The organism is Enterococcus sp. E4-150 (assembly GCF_035726465.1).
GTDB lineage: Bacteria > Bacillota > Bacilli > Lactobacillales > Enterococcaceae > Enterococcus_B > Enterococcus_B faecium.
The window spans coordinates 289,248-306,273 of the sequence record NZ_JAPRGK010000001.1; the positions used below are offsets into that span (position 1 = coordinate 289,248).

General features: G+C 39.0%; 14 protein-coding genes. 12 read left to right on the forward strand and 2 right to left on the reverse strand.

Features of this window, described 5'->3' with window-relative positions:
* The first annotated feature begins 108 nt into the window (after positions 1-108).
* The 3 genes from OZ002_RS01400 (at position 109) to OZ002_RS01410 (ending at position 5,550) form a co-directional block, all read left to right on the forward strand.
* On the forward strand, positions 109-1,587 hold the full coding sequence (locus OZ002_RS01400) for an amino acid permease (protein WP_002307870.1): 1,479 nt from the start codon (positions 109-111) through the stop codon (positions 1,585-1,587).
* Positions 1,553-2,884, forward strand: a complete 1,332-nt coding sequence (locus OZ002_RS01405) for an amino acid permease (protein WP_325082748.1) — start codon at positions 1,553-1,555, stop codon at positions 2,882-2,884. The genes OZ002_RS01400 and OZ002_RS01405 overlap by 35 nt, the downstream gene beginning before the upstream one ends.
* A 113-nt stretch (positions 2,885-2,997) precedes the next feature.
* On the forward strand, positions 2,998-5,550 hold the full coding sequence (locus OZ002_RS01410) for an HAD-IC family P-type ATPase (RefSeq protein ID WP_156249290.1): 2,553 nt from the start codon (positions 2,998-3,000) through the stop codon (positions 5,548-5,550).
* Between the two features lie 6 nt (positions 5,551-5,556).
* Here OZ002_RS01410 and OZ002_RS01415 read toward each other — a convergent pair whose 3' ends face one another.
* On the reverse strand, positions 5,557-6,996 hold the full coding sequence (locus OZ002_RS01415) for a helix-turn-helix domain-containing protein (protein ID WP_002331954.1): 1,440 nt from the start codon (positions 6,994-6,996) through the stop codon (positions 5,557-5,559).
* 143 nt (positions 6,997-7,139) lie between these two features.
* Here OZ002_RS01415 and OZ002_RS01420 point away from each other — a divergent pair, with 143 nt between their 5' ends.
* A complete protein-coding gene (locus OZ002_RS01420; RefSeq protein ID WP_002287552.1) occupies positions 7,140-7,502 on the forward strand; it encodes an MmcQ/YjbR family DNA-binding protein in 363 nt (120 codons plus the stop codon).
* Between the two features lie 185 nt (positions 7,503-7,687).
* On the opposite strand, the gene OZ002_RS01425 is transcribed toward OZ002_RS01420, so the two are convergent.
* The gene (locus OZ002_RS01425) at positions 7,688-8,545 is read right to left on the reverse strand and encodes a LysR family transcriptional regulator (protein WP_002287551.1); all 858 of its coding nucleotides are present in this window, start codon (positions 8,543-8,545) and stop codon (positions 7,688-7,690) included.
* A gap of 119 nt (positions 8,546-8,664) precedes the next feature.
* Between OZ002_RS01425 and OZ002_RS01430 the strand changes: the two genes are divergently transcribed.
* From OZ002_RS01430 to OZ002_RS01465, 8 genes are all read left to right on the forward strand, one after another.
* Entirely contained in the window at positions 8,665-9,576 is a 912-nt protein-coding gene (locus tag OZ002_RS01430; RefSeq protein WP_002287550.1) for an ACP S-malonyltransferase, read from the forward strand.
* Positions 9,577-9,582: 6 nt separating this feature from the next.
* Positions 9,583-11,229 carry a malonate decarboxylase subunit alpha gene (gene mdcA / locus OZ002_RS01435; RefSeq protein ID WP_156249289.1) on the forward strand — a complete coding sequence of 549 codons (1,647 nt, stop codon included), beginning with the start codon at positions 9,583-9,585 and terminating at the stop codon, positions 11,227-11,229.
* 101 nt (positions 11,230-11,330) lie between these two features.
* Positions 11,331-11,630: a malonate decarboxylase subunit delta gene (locus OZ002_RS01440; protein WP_002287548.1), complete on the forward strand. Its 300-nt coding sequence runs from the start codon at positions 11,331-11,333 to the stop codon at positions 11,628-11,630.
* On the forward strand, positions 11,620-13,296 hold the full coding sequence (mdcD, locus tag OZ002_RS01445) for a biotin-independent malonate decarboxylase subunit beta (protein WP_125179235.1): 1,677 nt from the start codon (positions 11,620-11,622) through the stop codon (positions 13,294-13,296). Before OZ002_RS01440 ends, mdcD begins: the two co-directional genes overlap by 11 nt.
* Positions 13,297-13,299: 3 nt before the next feature.
* Positions 13,300-13,893, forward strand: a complete 594-nt coding sequence (locus tag OZ002_RS01450; RefSeq protein ID WP_156249288.1) for a malonate decarboxylase holo-ACP synthase — start codon at positions 13,300-13,302, stop codon at positions 13,891-13,893.
* A gap of 23 nt (positions 13,894-13,916) precedes the next feature.
* Positions 13,917-15,002 (forward strand): acyltransferase family protein, encoded by a 1,086-nt coding sequence (locus OZ002_RS01455; protein WP_002325260.1) that lies wholly within the window; start codon positions 13,917-13,919, stop codon positions 15,000-15,002.
* 24 nt (positions 15,003-15,026) lie between these two features.
* On the forward strand, positions 15,027-15,896 hold the full coding sequence (gene mdcB, locus OZ002_RS01460) for a triphosphoribosyl-dephospho-CoA synthase MdcB (protein WP_156249287.1): 870 nt from the start codon (positions 15,027-15,029) through the stop codon (positions 15,894-15,896).
* Between the two features lie 110 nt (positions 15,897-16,006).
* A complete protein-coding gene (locus tag OZ002_RS01465) occupies positions 16,007-16,771 on the forward strand; it encodes a TIM44-like domain-containing protein (RefSeq protein ID WP_156249286.1) in 765 nt (254 codons plus the stop codon).
* Positions 16,772-17,026: the final 255 nt, after the last annotated feature.

Below are 17,026 nucleotides of genomic sequence, written 5' to 3' on the forward strand. Positions count from 1 at the left end.
CGGTGATACTGGGTTTTGTACTGAATCGATGAAACCTAGTCATTTCTGTTCTTGAACAAAAATAAAAGAAAACAAAAACATATGTCGCTATTGAAAGAAGGAATAAAGATGAAAGATACTGGTTCATCAAAGCAAATCACGACCATGACCTTTATCGGAATGACCTGCGCCCTTGTAGCAAGTGTACGAAATATTCCAGATGTAGCAGCAACGAGCTGGACGATGATTTTTTACATGCTGGTTGCAGTATTATTGTACGCTTTTCCAATCTCATTGATCTCTGGTGAATTTGCCGGAATGTTTCCCCAAAAAGGTGGTCCAGAACTTTGGGTATCGAATGCTCTAGGAAAAAAATGGGGGTTCGTTGTCTCATGGCTGTTATGGGTCCAAATGTTTCCTGGGATGGTGATGGTCGCTTCAGCACTCGCTCCGTTGTTTGGTAATATTATCGATAATGTGCCGCTTGGTTTGAACAGCAAATTTACATTAGTTGTTATTTTAGTCGTTTATTGGATCATCACTTTTTTGAATTTGAAATTTGATATGGCAAAAATCGGCGGAAAAGTCGGTGTTTGGTTAGGATTGTACGTGCCTTTGACGATGATGCTCTTATTAGGGTTTGCTGCGTGGATCAAAGTTGGGATCGTACCAACCGGAACATTAGGCAGTTTTTCATGGGACAAATTAATACCAGATACTACGACTGCATCCTCATTTGTTTATTTTGCGCCGATCATGTTTATTTTTACTGGTATCGAAATGTCCTCTGTGTATATCACTCGATTGAAAAATCCAGTTAAAACGTATATTCGCGGAGTATTTGCCGCGTTAATTTTTATATTTTTCGTCAATATTTTGAATGCTTTAGTTGTAGCAAATGTCGTACCAAAAGGACAAATGGAATTGAATAATATCGCGCAATCTATTTCGATTTATTGCCAAATTCTTGGTTTGCCACATCTTATTGTGAATTTGTTTAGTTTACTTGTCTTCATTGGTGTAGCAGTCCAATTATCTGCTTGGGCCTCAGGACCAGCAAAGACAGTGACAGAAAGTGCTAGAAAAGGTGCGTATCCACCAAAATTCAATTTTTGGAAGACGAATCAATTTGACGTATCCAAATCCGTTATTTTGACTCAGTCTGTCATTATCTCAATCTTTGCACTTTTTTATTTGCTGATTCCTGGCGTCAATCAAGCATTTTTGATGCTCGTAAATTCAACTACTGTTATCTACTGTATCGTCTATGTCATCATGGGGATCGCAGTTTTGAGATTGCGTTATACACATGCAAAGTTGAATCGACCATTTAGAATTGGAAAAAAAGAGAAAAAGAGCAATCTTGGAGTTTGGACTGTCGTTATTGTTTTATTTGCGGCAATCGGATTTTCTGTCGGGCTGACGATGAAAGCTGGAACATGGATCAATCTAATTGCAGTCACAGCCATCAGTGTCATTTTGTTTGTAGTACCACTCTGTATTGAAAAAATAAAGAAACCTTCTTGGGAACAGGAAGTCGCCATGCTGCTTGAAAAAGAAAAAGGTGAACTTGATGGAAAAACCGGCAATGAAACGGACTCTAACTAATCGAAATATCCAGTTAATCGCATTAGGTGGCGCAATTGGAACAGGATTATTTTTAGGTTCAGCAAAGGCAATTGCATCAGCAGGGCCAGCTGTTATTCTCGTCTATTTGATATGCGGTTTGGCTATTTATGGTTTGATGCGGGCCATGGGTGATTTATTTTTAGCAAATAGTACATTTAACTCTATCAGTGATTTCATTGACTATTATTTAGGCAAAAAGTGGGCATTTTTTGTCAATTGGACTTATTGGCTTTGCTGGCTTGGAGCTGGACTTGCGGAATTAACAGCAATAGGATTGTATATCCATTTCTGGTTTGTACATGTACCAGCTTTGATAAGCGGAGGTAGCGCACTAATGATCTTAATGGCAGTCAACCTTGTTGCAGTCAAGTGGTTTGGTGAATTGGAATCTTTTTTCTCAATCATCAAGATCTTGGGGATTTTCCTTTTTATCTTATTGGGTATAGGATTGAGTGTCTCAGATTTTCATACCCAGTCTATCGGAATCAAAGAAAATTTTGGACAGATCGATGAATTACTACCGTTTGGCTTTGCTGGAATGGTAGTCTCATTTCCTATGGTTTTATTCAGTTCTGCTGGAATTGAAATGATCGGATTAACAGTTGGTGAGACGAGTGACCCACAAAAGAATTTGAAAAATGCAATCAACTGTCTGCCTTGGCGTATCCTCTTTTTCTATGTAGGAACGATTTTGTCGATTTTATTCGTTGTTCCATGGCATTGTTTAGATTTAAAAGAAAGTCCTTTAGTCACTATGTTGCAAATGATCCATTGCCAAAGCGGGGCAGCAATTGTCAATCTGATGATTCTGGTTGCTTCTTTGTCTTCGGCAAATAGTGCGGTTTACAGTACTAGCAGGATCTTATATCAAACAGCAAAAGAAAAAAGTCTGCCCTCTTGGTTTTGTGCGCTTTCTAAGAAAGGCGTACCTTTACACGGTATTTTGATTACAGGAACGTTATTTCTTGCAGGTCTTTGTCTACATTTTTTTGTCGCTGATAGTCGATTGTTTTTTCAGCTTTTGGCAGGCATGACAACGAGTTGTTTTCTATTTGTGTGGTCTTCGATCTTATGTGCACATGTTCAATTTGTTAAAGAAAAGAAACGGAACACTACAGCAAGATATAAAGACCTTGCTTTGTTGGTATTTTTTGCTGCCATTGCTTTCAGTTTGTTATTCGAAAGCACGACACGCTTTATTCCTTTTTTATTGGTTATCTGGTTTGTATTCTTAAATTTTGTATATAAAAGAATAAGCAATAGAAATATCAGTTAGGCCCAGATACATTCTGCAAAACGAATTATTTCAGACCCCCCTGAAATAATCGATACGTCTGAAAAAACTTCCCTGCGTATAATAACAGTATCAATTAAACAGGAGGGGATAGGATGAACTGGTACAGATTGACGGTAGAAGATGTATTGAAAAACTATCAAACATCAACAGAAGGCTTGTCGCAAGAAGAACGACAGAAACGCCTGACTGATCAAGGATATAATGAAATAAAAGCAAGGCAGCAGACAAAACGATGGAAAAAAATAGCAAAGCACTTTACTGATCTGCTGATGATCGTGTTGATCATTGCCTCTTTTTTGAAATTTGCTTCTAGTGAATATATTGAAGGAAGTATTATTTTATTCGTAGTGATCGTCAATGGACTCGTTAGTTACTGGCAAGAAAGAAAAGCGGAAGAATCATTGAATGGTTTGAAGCAGCTGATGGGACAAGAAGCGATAGTACTATCAGACGGGATGCAAGAAAAAATCCCTGCGAAAGAACTGGTAAAAGGAGATGTCATTGTCTTACGTGCCGGAGATGTCGTTCCAGCAGATATCCGATTAATCGAAGCACATGATTTATTAGTGGAAGAATCGATTTTGACGGGAGAATCAGAAGCATCTGAAAAAAGTCATGCCGTTTTGACAGAAGAAGAATCGATCGGCGACCAGAAAAATATGGCTTTTTCAGGAACGCTTGTACAATCTGGTTCTGCAGTCGGTGTCGTTGTAGAAACAGGAAACACGACAGAAATCGGTAAAATCAATCAAGCATTGCAATCGGTCGAACAACAAACGACGCCTCTGATTAAAAAAATCAACCGATTAAACAAACAAATTTTTCAAGGCATTCTTTGTTTGAGCCTATTCTTAGTTATTTTTACGACATTTCGATATGGTATGGATTGGCATATCCTTCTTTCGGCTATGATCGCTTTGGTGGTGTCAATGGTACCCGAAGGATTGCCAGCTGTTTTGACCATGATCCTATCTGTCGGAGTAAATGAAATGGCAAAAGAAAAGGCAATCATCAAAGGACTGCCTTCTGTAGAAACATTAGGTTCTATGACAGTGATCTGTTCAGATAAGACAGGGACATTGACAAAAAATGAAATGACAGTTGTGGATATAGCAGCAAAAGAAGAAACTCGCGTACTGTCTATTATGAAAAATTGTCAGGAATTAAAAACAAAAGAAGAACAGAAAACAGAAAATTTAAGTGGCAATCCGACAGAAGTTGCGCTGATTCGATACACAGAAGCAGCCAATCTGCCTTTGAAAAAAATAGAAGCAAAGATTCCGTTCAGCTCTGAATACAAATATATGGCAACGATGCATACGGAGGAAAAAGGAGGGGTGATTTACGTCAAAGGTGCGCCAGAAGTATTATTGACTAAATCAACTCTTTCTTCTTCAGAACAAGAAGCATGGGGTCAAACAGCCACAGCGTTTGCGAAAAAAGGTCAGCGTGTTTTAGGATTTGCTTATAAAAAAGTAGATTCGAAACAGGAACTCACGCATGAGACTTTAACCCAATTAACTTTTGCAGGGATTGCCGGGTTGATCGATCCGCCAAAAGAAAGTGCAGTCAAAGCTGTAAAGGAATGCCAACAAGCAGGGATCTCAGTGAAAATGATTACGGGGGATCATAAAGACACAGCAAAAGCGATTGCGGAACAAATTGGCTTAAAACATACTGCTAAAGTTTTAGAAGGGATCGATTTGGATCTTATGTCTGAAGAAGAGTTGATTCGACAAGTACCAAAAGTCGATGTCTTTGCTCGAACGACACCAGAACACAAACTGCGAATCGTGAAAGCTTTGCAGAAAAATGGAGAAATCGTCGGAATGACCGGAGACGGCGTAAATGATGCACCTGCTTTGAAAAGAGCCGATATAGGAATCGCTATGGGAATCAAAGGTAGTGAAGTAAGCAAACAGGCAGCTGATATGGTTTTAGGAGATGATAATTTCCATACGATCGCAAAAGCCGTAAAAGAAGGTCGGCGCATTTTGGATAACTTGCAAAAGACCATCAATTTCTTCTTACCAACTGCATTAGCTCAAGGATTGATCTTGATTTGGGCGCTGATACTGAATCGGCCGCTACCTTTGTCCCCAGTACAGATTTTATGGGTCAATATGGTAACGACAATTACTTTATCTTATGCATTAGGGTTCGAGTCGCCAGATCCAGAAATCATGAAGCGTCCACCAAGAGATCCAAAGCAAGGAATCCTATCAGGTTATCATTTGTTTCGGATCATCTATGTCGCACTACTGATCATGGTTCCTGCCTATTTATTGGCTATGCAATTTGAAGGGCAAAGCTTACAGCAAACCATTCTTCTGCAAAATATCGTCTTAGCTCAAGCTGTTTACATGATCAATTGCAGAGAGTTGTCCAAGCCGTCATTGAACCAAGGTCTTTTGCAAAACAAATCGCTTTTTCTTTCATTGGGTATCCTTGCTTTATTGCAGGGGATGGTTATTTTTCTGCCAATCGGCCAGCAGCTGATCGGTACAGTAAGTTTAACGATGACACAACAGTTATTGATTGGGGCAAATGTGATTCTTCTATTCTTGGTTGTAGAAATAGAAAAAGGGATCATGAATAAACTGTTTCGCAAAAAAGAAAAAACAGCTAGAGAATACAGTCGCTAGCCGTTACTATAAAAAAGTTTTGAAAGTGAGTTCAGTCAAACGATTGAGCTCATTTTTCGTAGGAATAGAAGAAATGTATACGATAGGGATATCTAGAGAATCCAGCGGGAAATTGGAAATCAAGATATCTGTTTTTTCGAAAGAAATAGTGGAAAGATCGGTTAGTTCGATAGGTAAGAAGCAGACACGTTTTCCTAGATAATCTTTTAATTCCTGCTGCAAGAACGCCTTCCATGAAGGTTCTCCTTGGAAAATAAAATAGACATTGAACAAATTCGGTTTGATAGAAAAAATCGTTTGTTGGATCAGTAAAGACAAGAGCTGGAGAAAGTAATTTGGTTCATTGATTTCCATTTCTTTTTTTAGATCGTTCAGTAAATTCTCTTTCTGTTGATACAAGTGTGCATATTGCTGATCATACGTCTCTAAAAAACGATGGTATTGGCGTTCCAAAGGTTCAATCAGTATCGGCGATTCATGATATTTTAATACGAGGAGAGCCAAGTTATCAGTCAGAGACGTTTTTTTTAGCTGATCAAGAGACAGCTCTAAAGCTAATTCCTCTACAAACGTTTCGATGCGTTCGAAAAATGGAGAATGATGCAGGCAGCGAGCGGTTTCTTGTCCATAGTTATTGTTGTAATTCCAACTTTCCAGAAAGCAGAAAGAAGCAAAAGAAAGCTCAGTGTCTTTGAGATAAATACCTTCCGTTAAATACAATTTTTTCAATGCAGAGTCATACAGGGAGGAGAGTGTACTGTTGATATGGATAGAAGAATCTAATCGGCAATTCGCTTTTATACGGATCGTATTGATAAAGAACCAACATGTTCCAAAAATCTCTTCTGTTTCAACCGCTAGCTCCGTTCGATTTATTGTTTTTAAAAATTGAAAATAATGGGATTCATGAATCGAATAATCTTCGAAAAAATAGTTGTTATGAGTAAAAGGAATCAGCAGTCGATGATAGAAAGTGCGAATCGCACGCTCTTTCCCAAGAATAGAAGCGGTATATTTCGTCAAATCGATCTGCAAGTCGTAACTTGCTAAACGCTGATTGATTTTAGTCACATGTCTTTTCAATGTCCCATAAGAAAGCCCATGGTCGGCTAGAAAATCAGGGACAGCAACTTTTTTTGTAAAAAGCAGACTTTTCAATAGTTCGACACTGACTGATTGTTTGAAAAAAATCTCCCAAAGGTCATTTGCTAATAAATTTTGCTGGTTTTGCAAACTGATCCCTGCTTGATCGCTAATGATGTCCCAGCCTTCAGGCAGTTGAGAGCGAATAGATTGAAGGTCAGAATAAATTGTTCGTTCGGTTGTCCCTATGATTTCAGCTAATTCATTTACGGTTATCTTTGTATGATTCAGCAATTGTTCTACTAAAGAAACATGACGTCGAATATCTTTTTCGGTAATGATTTTTTTCATTAGTGAATACATCAATCAGACTCCCTTCTATTCTAAGAATACGGAGAAAATAAACGGTGGTCAAGTTTCAACTGATTTTTCAACCAGTATTCATTTTTCTATTCTTACGTGGTATCTTTGAATAAAGCGAATCAATAAGAAAGAGATGGAAGCAGATGCTAACGAAAAAAGAACTAATCGATCACATCAATGAAACATACAATTTGTCTCCAGAATATATTTTTAAAAAATTTCCTGATTATTGCGTATTCAGACATCAAAAAAGCAAAAAATGGTTTGGGGTCCTGATGTCTGTTCCAGAAGAAAAAATCTATGATGATGCAAGTGACCATAGGATCATCAATATTCTTGATTTGAAGGTCGATCCTGAACTTGGCGGAATTTTGCGAGGAAAAGAGGGGTATTTTCCAGCCTATCACATGAATAAAGAACATTGGATCTCTATTGATCTACGTAAAATAGAAAAGCTAGATGAACTAGCAGATTTGATTGATGGAAGTTTTAAATCAACGCAATGAATGTCTAGGACAATAGAGAAGAGGTTGTGACAGAAATGTTTAGCTTCAAGAAATAAGAAGGAATTTACGAAAATTGCTTCTCAAATTTTTGGGAAATTTCGGCTTATTTTCTAAGAAATTACTTCTGGAACACCGTTTGTTCGAAAAAAGAGCTGCGACAAGAATTTTGTCCCAGCTCTTTTTTTTTATTTTCCTAAATAAAATTCCCGCATCGTTTTTGCAATCATTTTGATCAAAGGATGATCTTCTGTGAAGCTAGAAGATAAATAAATTGTTCGTGTCAAGGGCAAATCTTTGATTTCCCGCAAGACGAAAGGATCATTTTTATCGTAAGACCAAGAAACTTTTGGGAAAAAGCTAACAGCTAATCCTTGCTTGACAATAGAACGTAATGTCGCAGGATCATCTGTCGTCGAACTGATCGTCAATTCGATACTTTTCGCTTCAAGTGCTGCATCCAGTGTATGACGGAAGGCGTTGCTCTTTGACAGCATCAAGATGGGGGTGCGTTGGATATCTTCTAATTGCAGATGTTCTTTTTTCGCAAGAGGATGTTTCTTAGGAATGGCGACATAAACAGGTTCTTTCATGATAGGAATATTGGTCATGCCAGGCTTCATCTCCGAAGTGATGTACAGTACAGGATCGGTAATATCATCTGGTAAATGATGTTGCATGATCGTTAATTGGATATCAGGATGCTTTTCCATAAAAATTCGGACCAAGTTCGGAATAGAAACAGAGGCTACCTCTAAATACAATATGACGGAAGTAACGATCTTCTCATTGACCGAAGACAATAATTTGATTCCTTCTTCTAATGTGTCTAATGTCTTGACTGCATATGGATAAAATTCTTCTGCATAAACGGTCGTCTCAATGTTTCTGCCGCTATGGTAAAACAAAGGGACACCTAATTCGTTTTCCAAATGTTTGATCGCACGGCTCAAGGCAGGTTGAGAAATAAATAATTCTTTGGCTGCTTGGGTAACATTTTTTGTTTCGAATACTTTTTTAAAATACTGCAGATGAAGCAATTTCATAATTATCCATCCTATCCATACCTTTTTGTTATGGTTTTTTCTTTTTTTGGCATTTTTTATTATAGCAGAAATTGACTAAGATAGCAGTGGAAAAAGTAAGTGCTGAGGAGGCGAGGCTCATGAGTACAGGTTTCTTATTTCCTGGACAAGGCAGTCAGAAGTTAGGGATGTTAGCGGATATCCCTGAAATGTACATGGAACGTTTAGAAAATGTGACGGGGTATCGGTTAGTTGATAAAGAAGAAAACTATCAAGATACGGTTTTTATCCAGCTAGCATTACTGACAAAAGCAGTATTTTATTTAGATGAAATGGAAAAAAACGGTATTCAGCCTGATATTGCAGCAGGACATTCGATTGGTGCTTTTTGTGCAGCTGTTGCTTGTCGATCTTTGAGATTTGAGAATGCAGCGGAACTAGTCTATCACCGGGCTGTCTTAATGAAAGAAGCTTATCCAAGCGGTTATGCAATGGGCGTAGTAGTAGGTGTGACGAGAAGCGAAGCTGAGGAAATTGTAGCAAAAACATTTGATCCTGACCATCCAGTTTATCTGTCAAATGAAAATTGTCCGATGCAACATACGTTATCTGGGAGTATCGAAGGTTTATCCGTTACGTTGGCAGAAGCCAAACGGCACCAAGCGCAAACAGCGAAGCTGCTGAAAGTTCCTGTGCCATCTCACTGTCTCTTGATGAATGATACGGTCAAGAAATTCAAGCCGTATATGCAGTCTGTCCATCTATCTGATGCTAGATGTTTGTATATAAAAAATACGGATGGAAGAGCCACTCAGGACGCAGAAGAGATTCGTAAAGATTTGTTGGAAAATCTAGCTTTCCCTGTGCAGTGGAACCAAATGATGGACTTGGCAAAAGAATTAGGAATGGATCTGACGATTGAATTTCCCCCCGGCAATACTTTGACAAAGCTGATTCATACAAAATTTGGTGTAGATAAAGGGATCCGTACGATCAATCTAGACCAACATGGTATTGATGACGCCACGTTTCTATATCAAAAATGGAGATGACTAATTATGGAAAAACCAAACCGCAACTGGGCTTCTAAACGCGAAAAAAAAGCGCAGCGATTGGAAAAAATCAGCAACTTGCTCAATGGCAAGTATGTAGAAACTGAAAAAATCGTAGAAGTAATGGAAAAACTGATTGCTCCCGGCGACAAAGTTGTATTAGAAGGCGACAATCAAAAACAAGCAAGTTTTCTTTCAGAAAGTCTTGAAAAAGTAGATGCAGAAAAAGTGAATAATCTGCATTTGATTATGTCTAGTATCTCACGACCAGAACATTTGAATATTTTTGAAAAAGGAATCGCAAGTAAGATCGATTTTTCTTATGCTGGTGCACAAAGCTTGCGTGTCGCCCAAATGATTGAAGACGGCACAATGAAATTAGGTGATATCCATACTTATTTGGAACTTTATGGACGCTTATTCATCGATTTGATTCCAAATGTTGTTTTAGTAGCTGCAGATAAAGCAGATAAAGACGGCAACTTGTACACAGGTTTCAATACGGAAGAAACACCAACAATCGTCGAAGCTGCAGCTTTCAAAGATGGTATCGTGATCGTTCAAGTCAACGAAGTTGTCGATTCTTTACCACGTGTAGATATCCCTGGTGACTGGGTAGACGTTGTCGTGAAAGCAGATAAACCTTATCAATTAGAAGCTTTATTCACACGAGATCCTCAAAACATCACAGAATTGCAAATCCTAATGGCAATGATGGCAATCAAAGGAATCTACGCAGAACACGGCGTACAATCTTTGAATCACGGTATTGGATTCAATACAGCAGCTATCGAATTGTTACTGCCAACTTATGGCGAATCACTAGGGTTGAAAGGGAAAATCGCGAAGAACTGGGTATTGAACCCACATCCAACGATGATTCCAGCCATCGAATCAGGTTGGGTTGAAAGCATCCATAGTTTTGGTGGCGAAGTTGGTATGGAAAAATATATTGCTGCTCGCCCCGATGTCTTTTTTGTCGGTAAAGACGGCACGATGCGCAGTAACCGAACATTATCACAAGCAGCTGGACAATATGCCATCGATATGTTTATCGGTTCAACCTTGCAATTAGATTACGAAGGAAACTCTTCTACCGTAACAAAAGGACGTTTATCTGGTTTTGGCGGTGCGCCTAACATGGGACATAATCCTGGCGGTCGTCGTCATTCTACACCAGCATGGCAATCACTTCGCGACAATGATGATCCATTAGGGAAAGGCCAAAAATTAGTTGTTCAAATGGTTGAAACATATGGTTCAAATAAAAAACCAGTCTTTGTCGAAGAATTAGATGCACTAGCTGTTCAAAAACAAGCAGGCTTAGCCAATGCACCAGTGATGATCTATAGCGAAGATACTACACATATCGTGACAGAAGAAGGAATTGCTTATTTGTACAAAGCAAAAACAAAAGAAGAACGACAAGCAGCAATTGCAGCCATCGGCGGTGTCACACCTCTTGGGATGACAAGTACTAAAGAATCACTAGACCGTTTGCGTGCAGCCGGCATCGTGAAATTACCAGAAGATCTAGGCATCAAACGCAGTGAAGCGAAACGTTCATTATTAGCTGCACAAACAATCGATGATTTGATCGAATGGTCAGATGGACTATATGAACCACCAATGAAATTCAGAACTTGGTCATAAAATTGGCGAGAAAAACCTTTTGTCGCCATTTACCCAGATGGAAGAAGAAAGACGAATAAGCAGAACGTGTATGCTCTGTTTTACAAAAAGGGGAGAGATCCATGGAACAATTAGCTTATAAATATCCAACGAAACAGCCGATCAATAAGAAAATCCATGTAGGAGTGGTCGGTTCAGGAGATTTGGAAATCTTGATGTTTCCAACAGAAAAAACAGAATCTACTGTAAAAATCTGTACAGGAAGCGATGGCTTCGGCGAAGTATGGAACAATGTATTAACGAGATTTTTTGATCGTTATCCAATTTCAGCAGATATCGTGATCAATGACTTCGGTGCTACACCAGGAGTTGTGTACCTGCGATTGACGCAAGCAATGGAGGAACTTTCAGATGAAAAATAGTTTTGTAGAATTAAATGCCAGAGAACGAGTGAATGCTCTACTTGACAATGGACGTGAATTGATTGGCCCATTCGATCAAATCATCGCGCCAAGTTTACCAGCACAAGGAATCGTCCCTGAAAGTGATGACGGGATCGTTGTCAGCCGTGGAACGATCAATGGCAAACAAGCAGTAGTAATCGCTATGGAAGGAAAATTCCAAGGTGGCGGTATCGGTGAAGTTTCCGGTGCAAAAATCGTTGCTGCACTTGAACATGTGTTAGAAGAAAATAAAAAAGGAAATGAGATCTTTCCAGTCATTGTACTAGATACAGGTGGTGTTCGTTTGCAAGAAGCAAACTACGGACTGTTATCTATTTCAGAAATCGGAAATGTAATCATTGCTCTAAAACAATATGTACCAGTCATCGGTTTGATTCCAGGACGTGTAGGATCATTTGGCGGTATGTCGATTACTTCAGCATTAATGAGTTATTTAATCGCAACAAAAAAAGCGAGAGTCGGTTTGAATGGACCAGAAGTTATTGAGCAAGAAGCAGGCGTTCGAGAATTTGATTCTAGTGACAAAGACTTGATTTGGAATACATTAGGATCTCGTCAACGGGTAGAATCAAAAATCATTGATGAATTAGTGACTGATAGTGTAGAAGCAATCAAAGCTGCTGTCATCGCAGCAATGGACGAACGAAAAGACACGCATCGCAGTGAAAGCTCAGCATTTTATTTATCATTACTTGATTCTTTAGATCTTTCAAAACCAATGGCCATTAACGATTACAATGAAGCAATTGCTAACCATCAAGCAAAATCAATTGACTTACCAGAAGTAGCAGAAGGAAATGAACCAGCTGCAGCAAGTGTTGGTTACGATTGGTTTGCGGCACTAACTGGCATGAAAAATCCAACTTCTTCTATTAGTACTGTGTATTATGGTAAATCAAGTAAATTCATAGAAGAAGCCATCGTGACATCAATCGTACCTGATCCTAAAAACCCGATGTACCGTGTACGAAACGGTGAAGTTGGTTTAGTTGAAGGTTTCCGCATGGGACAAATTTTGGATCACGTTTACGAAGAAGATAAAGACAAAAAAGTGAAACGGCCAATCATCGTTGTGATCGATGTACCAAGCCAAGCATACGGCTATAACGAAGAATTGATCGGTATCCATGTGGCTTTGGCTAATAGTGCTGCTGCTTATGCAAAACTCCGTCAAGCTGGACATCCAGTTATTGGATTGATTGCAGGAAATGCTATTTCAGGTGCATTTTTAGCACATGGATTACAATCAAGCCGCTTGATTGCTTTAAACAATAAAGAAATTACCGTCCAAGCGATGTCTAAAGAAAGTGCTGCACGTGTGACAAAACGTTCGGTTGCTGAAATCGAAGCAGCTGCTGAAAAAGTTCCAGCTATCGCTTACGATATCAATAATTATACAAAACTAGGAGCGATCTATCATTTCCTAGAAGATATCACCGACCAAGCTGCTTCAGAACAAAATGTCAGCAAAGTCATCGAAGCAATCAATGAAGCCATTCAAGATGTCCGCAATACAAATGACACGATGCTGACAAATCGATACACAAACGAAACAGCCAAAACATTCGGACGTGTCGAAACAAATAAAGTCCGTGCCAAAATGGACGAAGAATGGGATGCATAAAAAATGATTCAAGCACATGATATTGTCCTTTTTGATAAACATGAAATAGAAGGGTTCACCTTGCCTGAATGGGTCGTTCTAACTGAAAAGATGTTCGGAACAGTTCGTCGTGCGTCGACGGATCACGCAGAAATACTACCGATTGGTTTACGTGGACCTGCCCGCAATCAGAGATGGGCAACAGAAATCTCAAAACATGCCGTCAAACAAGTCATTCATCCGTGGGACATCATCGAACAAGAATCGCATAGACAAGAGAAAATCATGGATTATCCTGTTTATCAGCAATTTCATGCTGCTAGAAACATATTATCAGGATGTAAATGGGGAATCGGCGGCAGCTTAGGATTTGAATTATCGACTGGGATTCCGGCAGTAAAAGAAACCAGTGATTTTGATTTGCTACTGTACGCAGATTCACCGATTGAATTGCCAATTCAGGTAATTCAATCGCATCCTGCTTTTTTTGATCAATTCGATACCCAAGTAGTGACTCGGCAAGGCGGTTTTTCACTAAAAGAGTATTTGAGAGAGCCAGAGAAAAAAATTCTATTGAAAACAGTCGAAGGACCTAAATTAACCAAAGAACTTTGGTAATAAAGAAAAAGAGAGAGAAAGAGATGTTTGAAAACAAAAAAATCAAAATCAACGTAAGTGACTTCCAGAAAGTATCAGCTGTAACGGCTGTTATGATGCAAACGATATTGAGCTTTGCTTTGGCAAACAGCCACAGCGCAACAAATACAGCTTTTCTTGGTACCTTTTACGTCATCGTTAAATACACAGCACCAATGTTTATTTTTGCAATTGTTTATAATATGGTAAAAACAAGTCAGCATTTGTCTTATTGGGAATTTTTGAAAGAAAAGTTTTTTGAACTAGTCGTTCCGTATCTTCTATGGACGACGGCTTATCTTTGGCTATTTCCAGCAGTCCAACAACAAACTCCGTATACGGATACTGCAAGCTTTTTACTGAAATATGTCACAGGTGATGGAGCGCCTCATTTATGGTATACCGTTATGATGCTGCAGATCCAATTGTTCATGCCGTTTTTTGTTTGGCTCGGTTACAAAGTATTTGCTAATAAAAAATATGTATGGCCAGTATTGATTGGTTCAACGATTTTATATGTCGCATGGTATCTGTTCTATCAAACACAAGTATTGACTGGGCCTTATCATGACAGCTGGTACTTATTAGATCGGTTTGTTGCTAGTTTCATGATTTACGGGATTTATGGGGTAGCCGCATTTGTTTATCACGAAAAAGTTTATCAATATTTGGACAGAGTACGTTATCTTTTCTTACCTGTTGCCTTAGTTATCGCGTTCTTTTCTGTCCGTTCATTGCTCGCACATCCAGGAGACTTGAGCTTTGCGAATGCGCCTTACTTGAATACGATCCAAAGTTTATACAGTTTAGTCATCATCTTTGCTGTCTTCATAGGCGCTTCCAAAATGATTGTAAACGATTCGCCAAAATTGCCATTGTTCAAATGGTTGTCTGTTTATGCTTATCGTACGTATTTAGCCAATGTATTTGTTTTCCAAGTACTGTTATTATTGTTTAAAGATAGTTGGCTGCAGTTACCTTCAGGAGTCATGATTCTTGTAGCTTATCTAATGACGGCAAGTTGTGCATTTGCTTTAAGCTGGTTACTTCATATCATTTGGGTAGCTATCAAAAAAGGTTTCAGCAAGTAATAGTAGAAAGAAGGAGTGAGTGTCATGATAAATGACGAACGAAAAAAAGCAGTAACTCAGCAACTCGCTGCGTTGGTAGAGGAAGCATTGATCGCAGAAGTAACATTAAGTCCAAAACCTGGATTAGTGGATGCACTGGATGCGGGTGCACATTCCGATATGGACTATGCTTTATTTCTTAAGTCTGCTAAGACGCTAACTCCTTTTTTTGAAGAAATGGCTCAAATAGCATGGCATCATGCTATTGATCAGGAGTTAAGAGAAAGAATTGCTGAGATTGGGCGAAAAGCGGAAAAGGCAATGCTGATTGCTACAAATGGCATCAATACCCATAAAGGAGCAATTTGGGCAATGGGGCTATTGATCAGTGTCATTGCACAAAAAATCAGTATGGAACAGCCTTTTTCTTTAACGGAAATACTCGGTGATGTCAGCAAGCTTGCTGCTTTTCCTGATACAAAATATCGTCATAAAAAAACCACTCATGGTCATACGGTGAAGCAAAAATATGGCGTAAATGGTGCATATGAAGAAGCGATATTAGGGTATCCGCATATCAGGCTTGCAATCCAAGCAGCTAAGGAGCTAGATAATGATTCATATGTACAGAAACAAATGCATATGTTGTTAGTTTTGATGAGTTCGCTAGATGACACATGCGTATTGCATCGCAGTGATCAGAAAACGTTAGTGGAAATGCAAAAACTTGCTCATGCTGCTAGTCAAAGTGCTTTACCAAATCGTCCATTTACAGCACTGCTGCACTTTTGTCAGGAAAACCAAATCTCTCCTGGAGGAAGCGCAGATCTCTTGTCTGCCAGCTTGTTCATGCTGAAGATAGAGGAATTATGGACTGCCGACACATACATCTGTCCGATATTACTCAATGACTAAATAAGTCAAAATTGCTAAAAAAACAGTTTATGCATCTGGTTATTGACTCTTCCTTTTAGCAAGGCTATGATAAAAATAGTTTTTTGTAATAAAAGATAACGAGGAAGACAATGAAAAAAATCAATTATTTAGCAATCATTTTGTTAGTGGGCCTATGTTTGTTTGCTCTGCCGACCCAAGGATTCGCTGTCGCGGGTGGTCATGGTGGAGGTACATATAGCGGTCGAAGTTCGGGCAGAGGTTCATTTGGCGGTCGTTCATATGGGGGCAGTTATTTTGGCAGTCGTTCTTACGGCAGAGATTCTTATGGGTATTATGGTCCAAGTACAGGTCCTTCTAGTTATGAGCAAACGGGATTTCTTGCATTAGCTGTTTTGTCAGTAGGAGGGGTTTCTGCTTTTTCTATCGTCAAGAATAAAAGACAAAAGAAAAGGCTGAAAGCGGAGATATTGTCCCGCATGTCAGGAACGGCTAAAGAAAAGAAAGCACAGTTTCTGGAAATCCAAAAGATATTCATGAAGATCCAATCCGCTTGGGAAGAAGAAACTCCTGAAAAAGCCAGAAGCTGTTATACAGACAAGCTGTTTGCCGAACATCAGAAAGTTCTGCAAAAAAGCAAAGCAGACGGTGTAAGAAATCATACTAAAAAAATAACTATTCAGGAAGTAGGAAATTATCGACAGATCCACGAAAATAGTTTTGCCATCCGAATTGATTTCAGATGCTGTGATTATTCAGTCGATCGAAAAGATGGGCGATTGATCTCAGGAAGTAAGACACAACGACAGTATTTTTCTCAGATATGGTATTTTGATTTTTCTGAGAAAGAAAAAAGATGGCAAGCCGATTTTATTCAACCGATTATGCTGGATTGACAGGAAATATTTATGAACGGAGTTGTGACAAAAGCCTTGTCGCAGCTCCTTTTTCTGAATAAACGGTGTGCCAGAGATAGCCTATCGGCAATAAGGCACGATTTTGTAAAATATGGGAAGCGATTTTTCAAAATCGCTTCTTATCGCTCAAGGCTGAACATCTCTGTCACAACCTCTCCACTAAATGGTGTTCAAAAGCTTGCATCTGCGATAATAAGAACAACCAAACAAAAAATAGGAAGCACTATTTTAGTT

Excerpts from the sequence above, each read along its gene's own strand:
- OZ002_RS01400 (WP_002307870.1), top strand. The coding sequence starts at position 109 with ATGAAAGATACTGGTTCATCAAAGCAAATCACGACCATGACCTTTATC.
- OZ002_RS01405 (WP_325082748.1), top strand. The coding sequence starts at position 1,553 with ATGGAAAAACCGGCAATGAAACGGACTCTAACTAATCGAAATATCCAG.
- OZ002_RS01410 (WP_156249290.1), top strand. The coding sequence starts at position 2,998 with ATGAACTGGTACAGATTGACGGTAGAAGATGTATTGAAAAACTATCAA.
- OZ002_RS01415 (WP_002331954.1), bottom strand. The coding sequence starts at position 6,996 with ATGTATTCACTAATGAAAAAAATCATTACCGAAAAAGATATTCGACGT.
- OZ002_RS01420 (WP_002287552.1), top strand. The coding sequence starts at position 7,140 with ATGCTAACGAAAAAAGAACTAATCGATCACATCAATGAAACATACAAT.
- OZ002_RS01425 (WP_002287551.1), bottom strand. The coding sequence starts at position 8,545 with ATGAAATTGCTTCATCTGCAGTATTTTAAAAAAGTATTCGAAACAAAA.
- OZ002_RS01430 (WP_002287550.1), top strand. The coding sequence starts at position 8,665 with ATGAGTACAGGTTTCTTATTTCCTGGACAAGGCAGTCAGAAGTTAGGG.
- mdcA (WP_156249289.1), top strand. The coding sequence starts at position 9,583 with ATGGAAAAACCAAACCGCAACTGGGCTTCTAAACGCGAAAAAAAAGCG.
- OZ002_RS01440 (WP_002287548.1), top strand. The coding sequence starts at position 11,331 with ATGGAACAATTAGCTTATAAATATCCAACGAAACAGCCGATCAATAAG.
- mdcD (WP_125179235.1), top strand. The coding sequence starts at position 11,620 with ATGAAAAATAGTTTTGTAGAATTAAATGCCAGAGAACGAGTGAATGCT.
- OZ002_RS01450 (WP_156249288.1), top strand. The coding sequence starts at position 13,300 with ATGATTCAAGCACATGATATTGTCCTTTTTGATAAACATGAAATAGAA.
- OZ002_RS01455 (WP_002325260.1), top strand. The coding sequence starts at position 13,917 with ATGTTTGAAAACAAAAAAATCAAAATCAACGTAAGTGACTTCCAGAAA.
- mdcB (WP_156249287.1), top strand. The coding sequence starts at position 15,027 with ATGATAAATGACGAACGAAAAAAAGCAGTAACTCAGCAACTCGCTGCG.
- OZ002_RS01465 (WP_156249286.1), top strand. The coding sequence starts at position 16,007 with ATGAAAAAAATCAATTATTTAGCAATCATTTTGTTAGTGGGCCTATGT.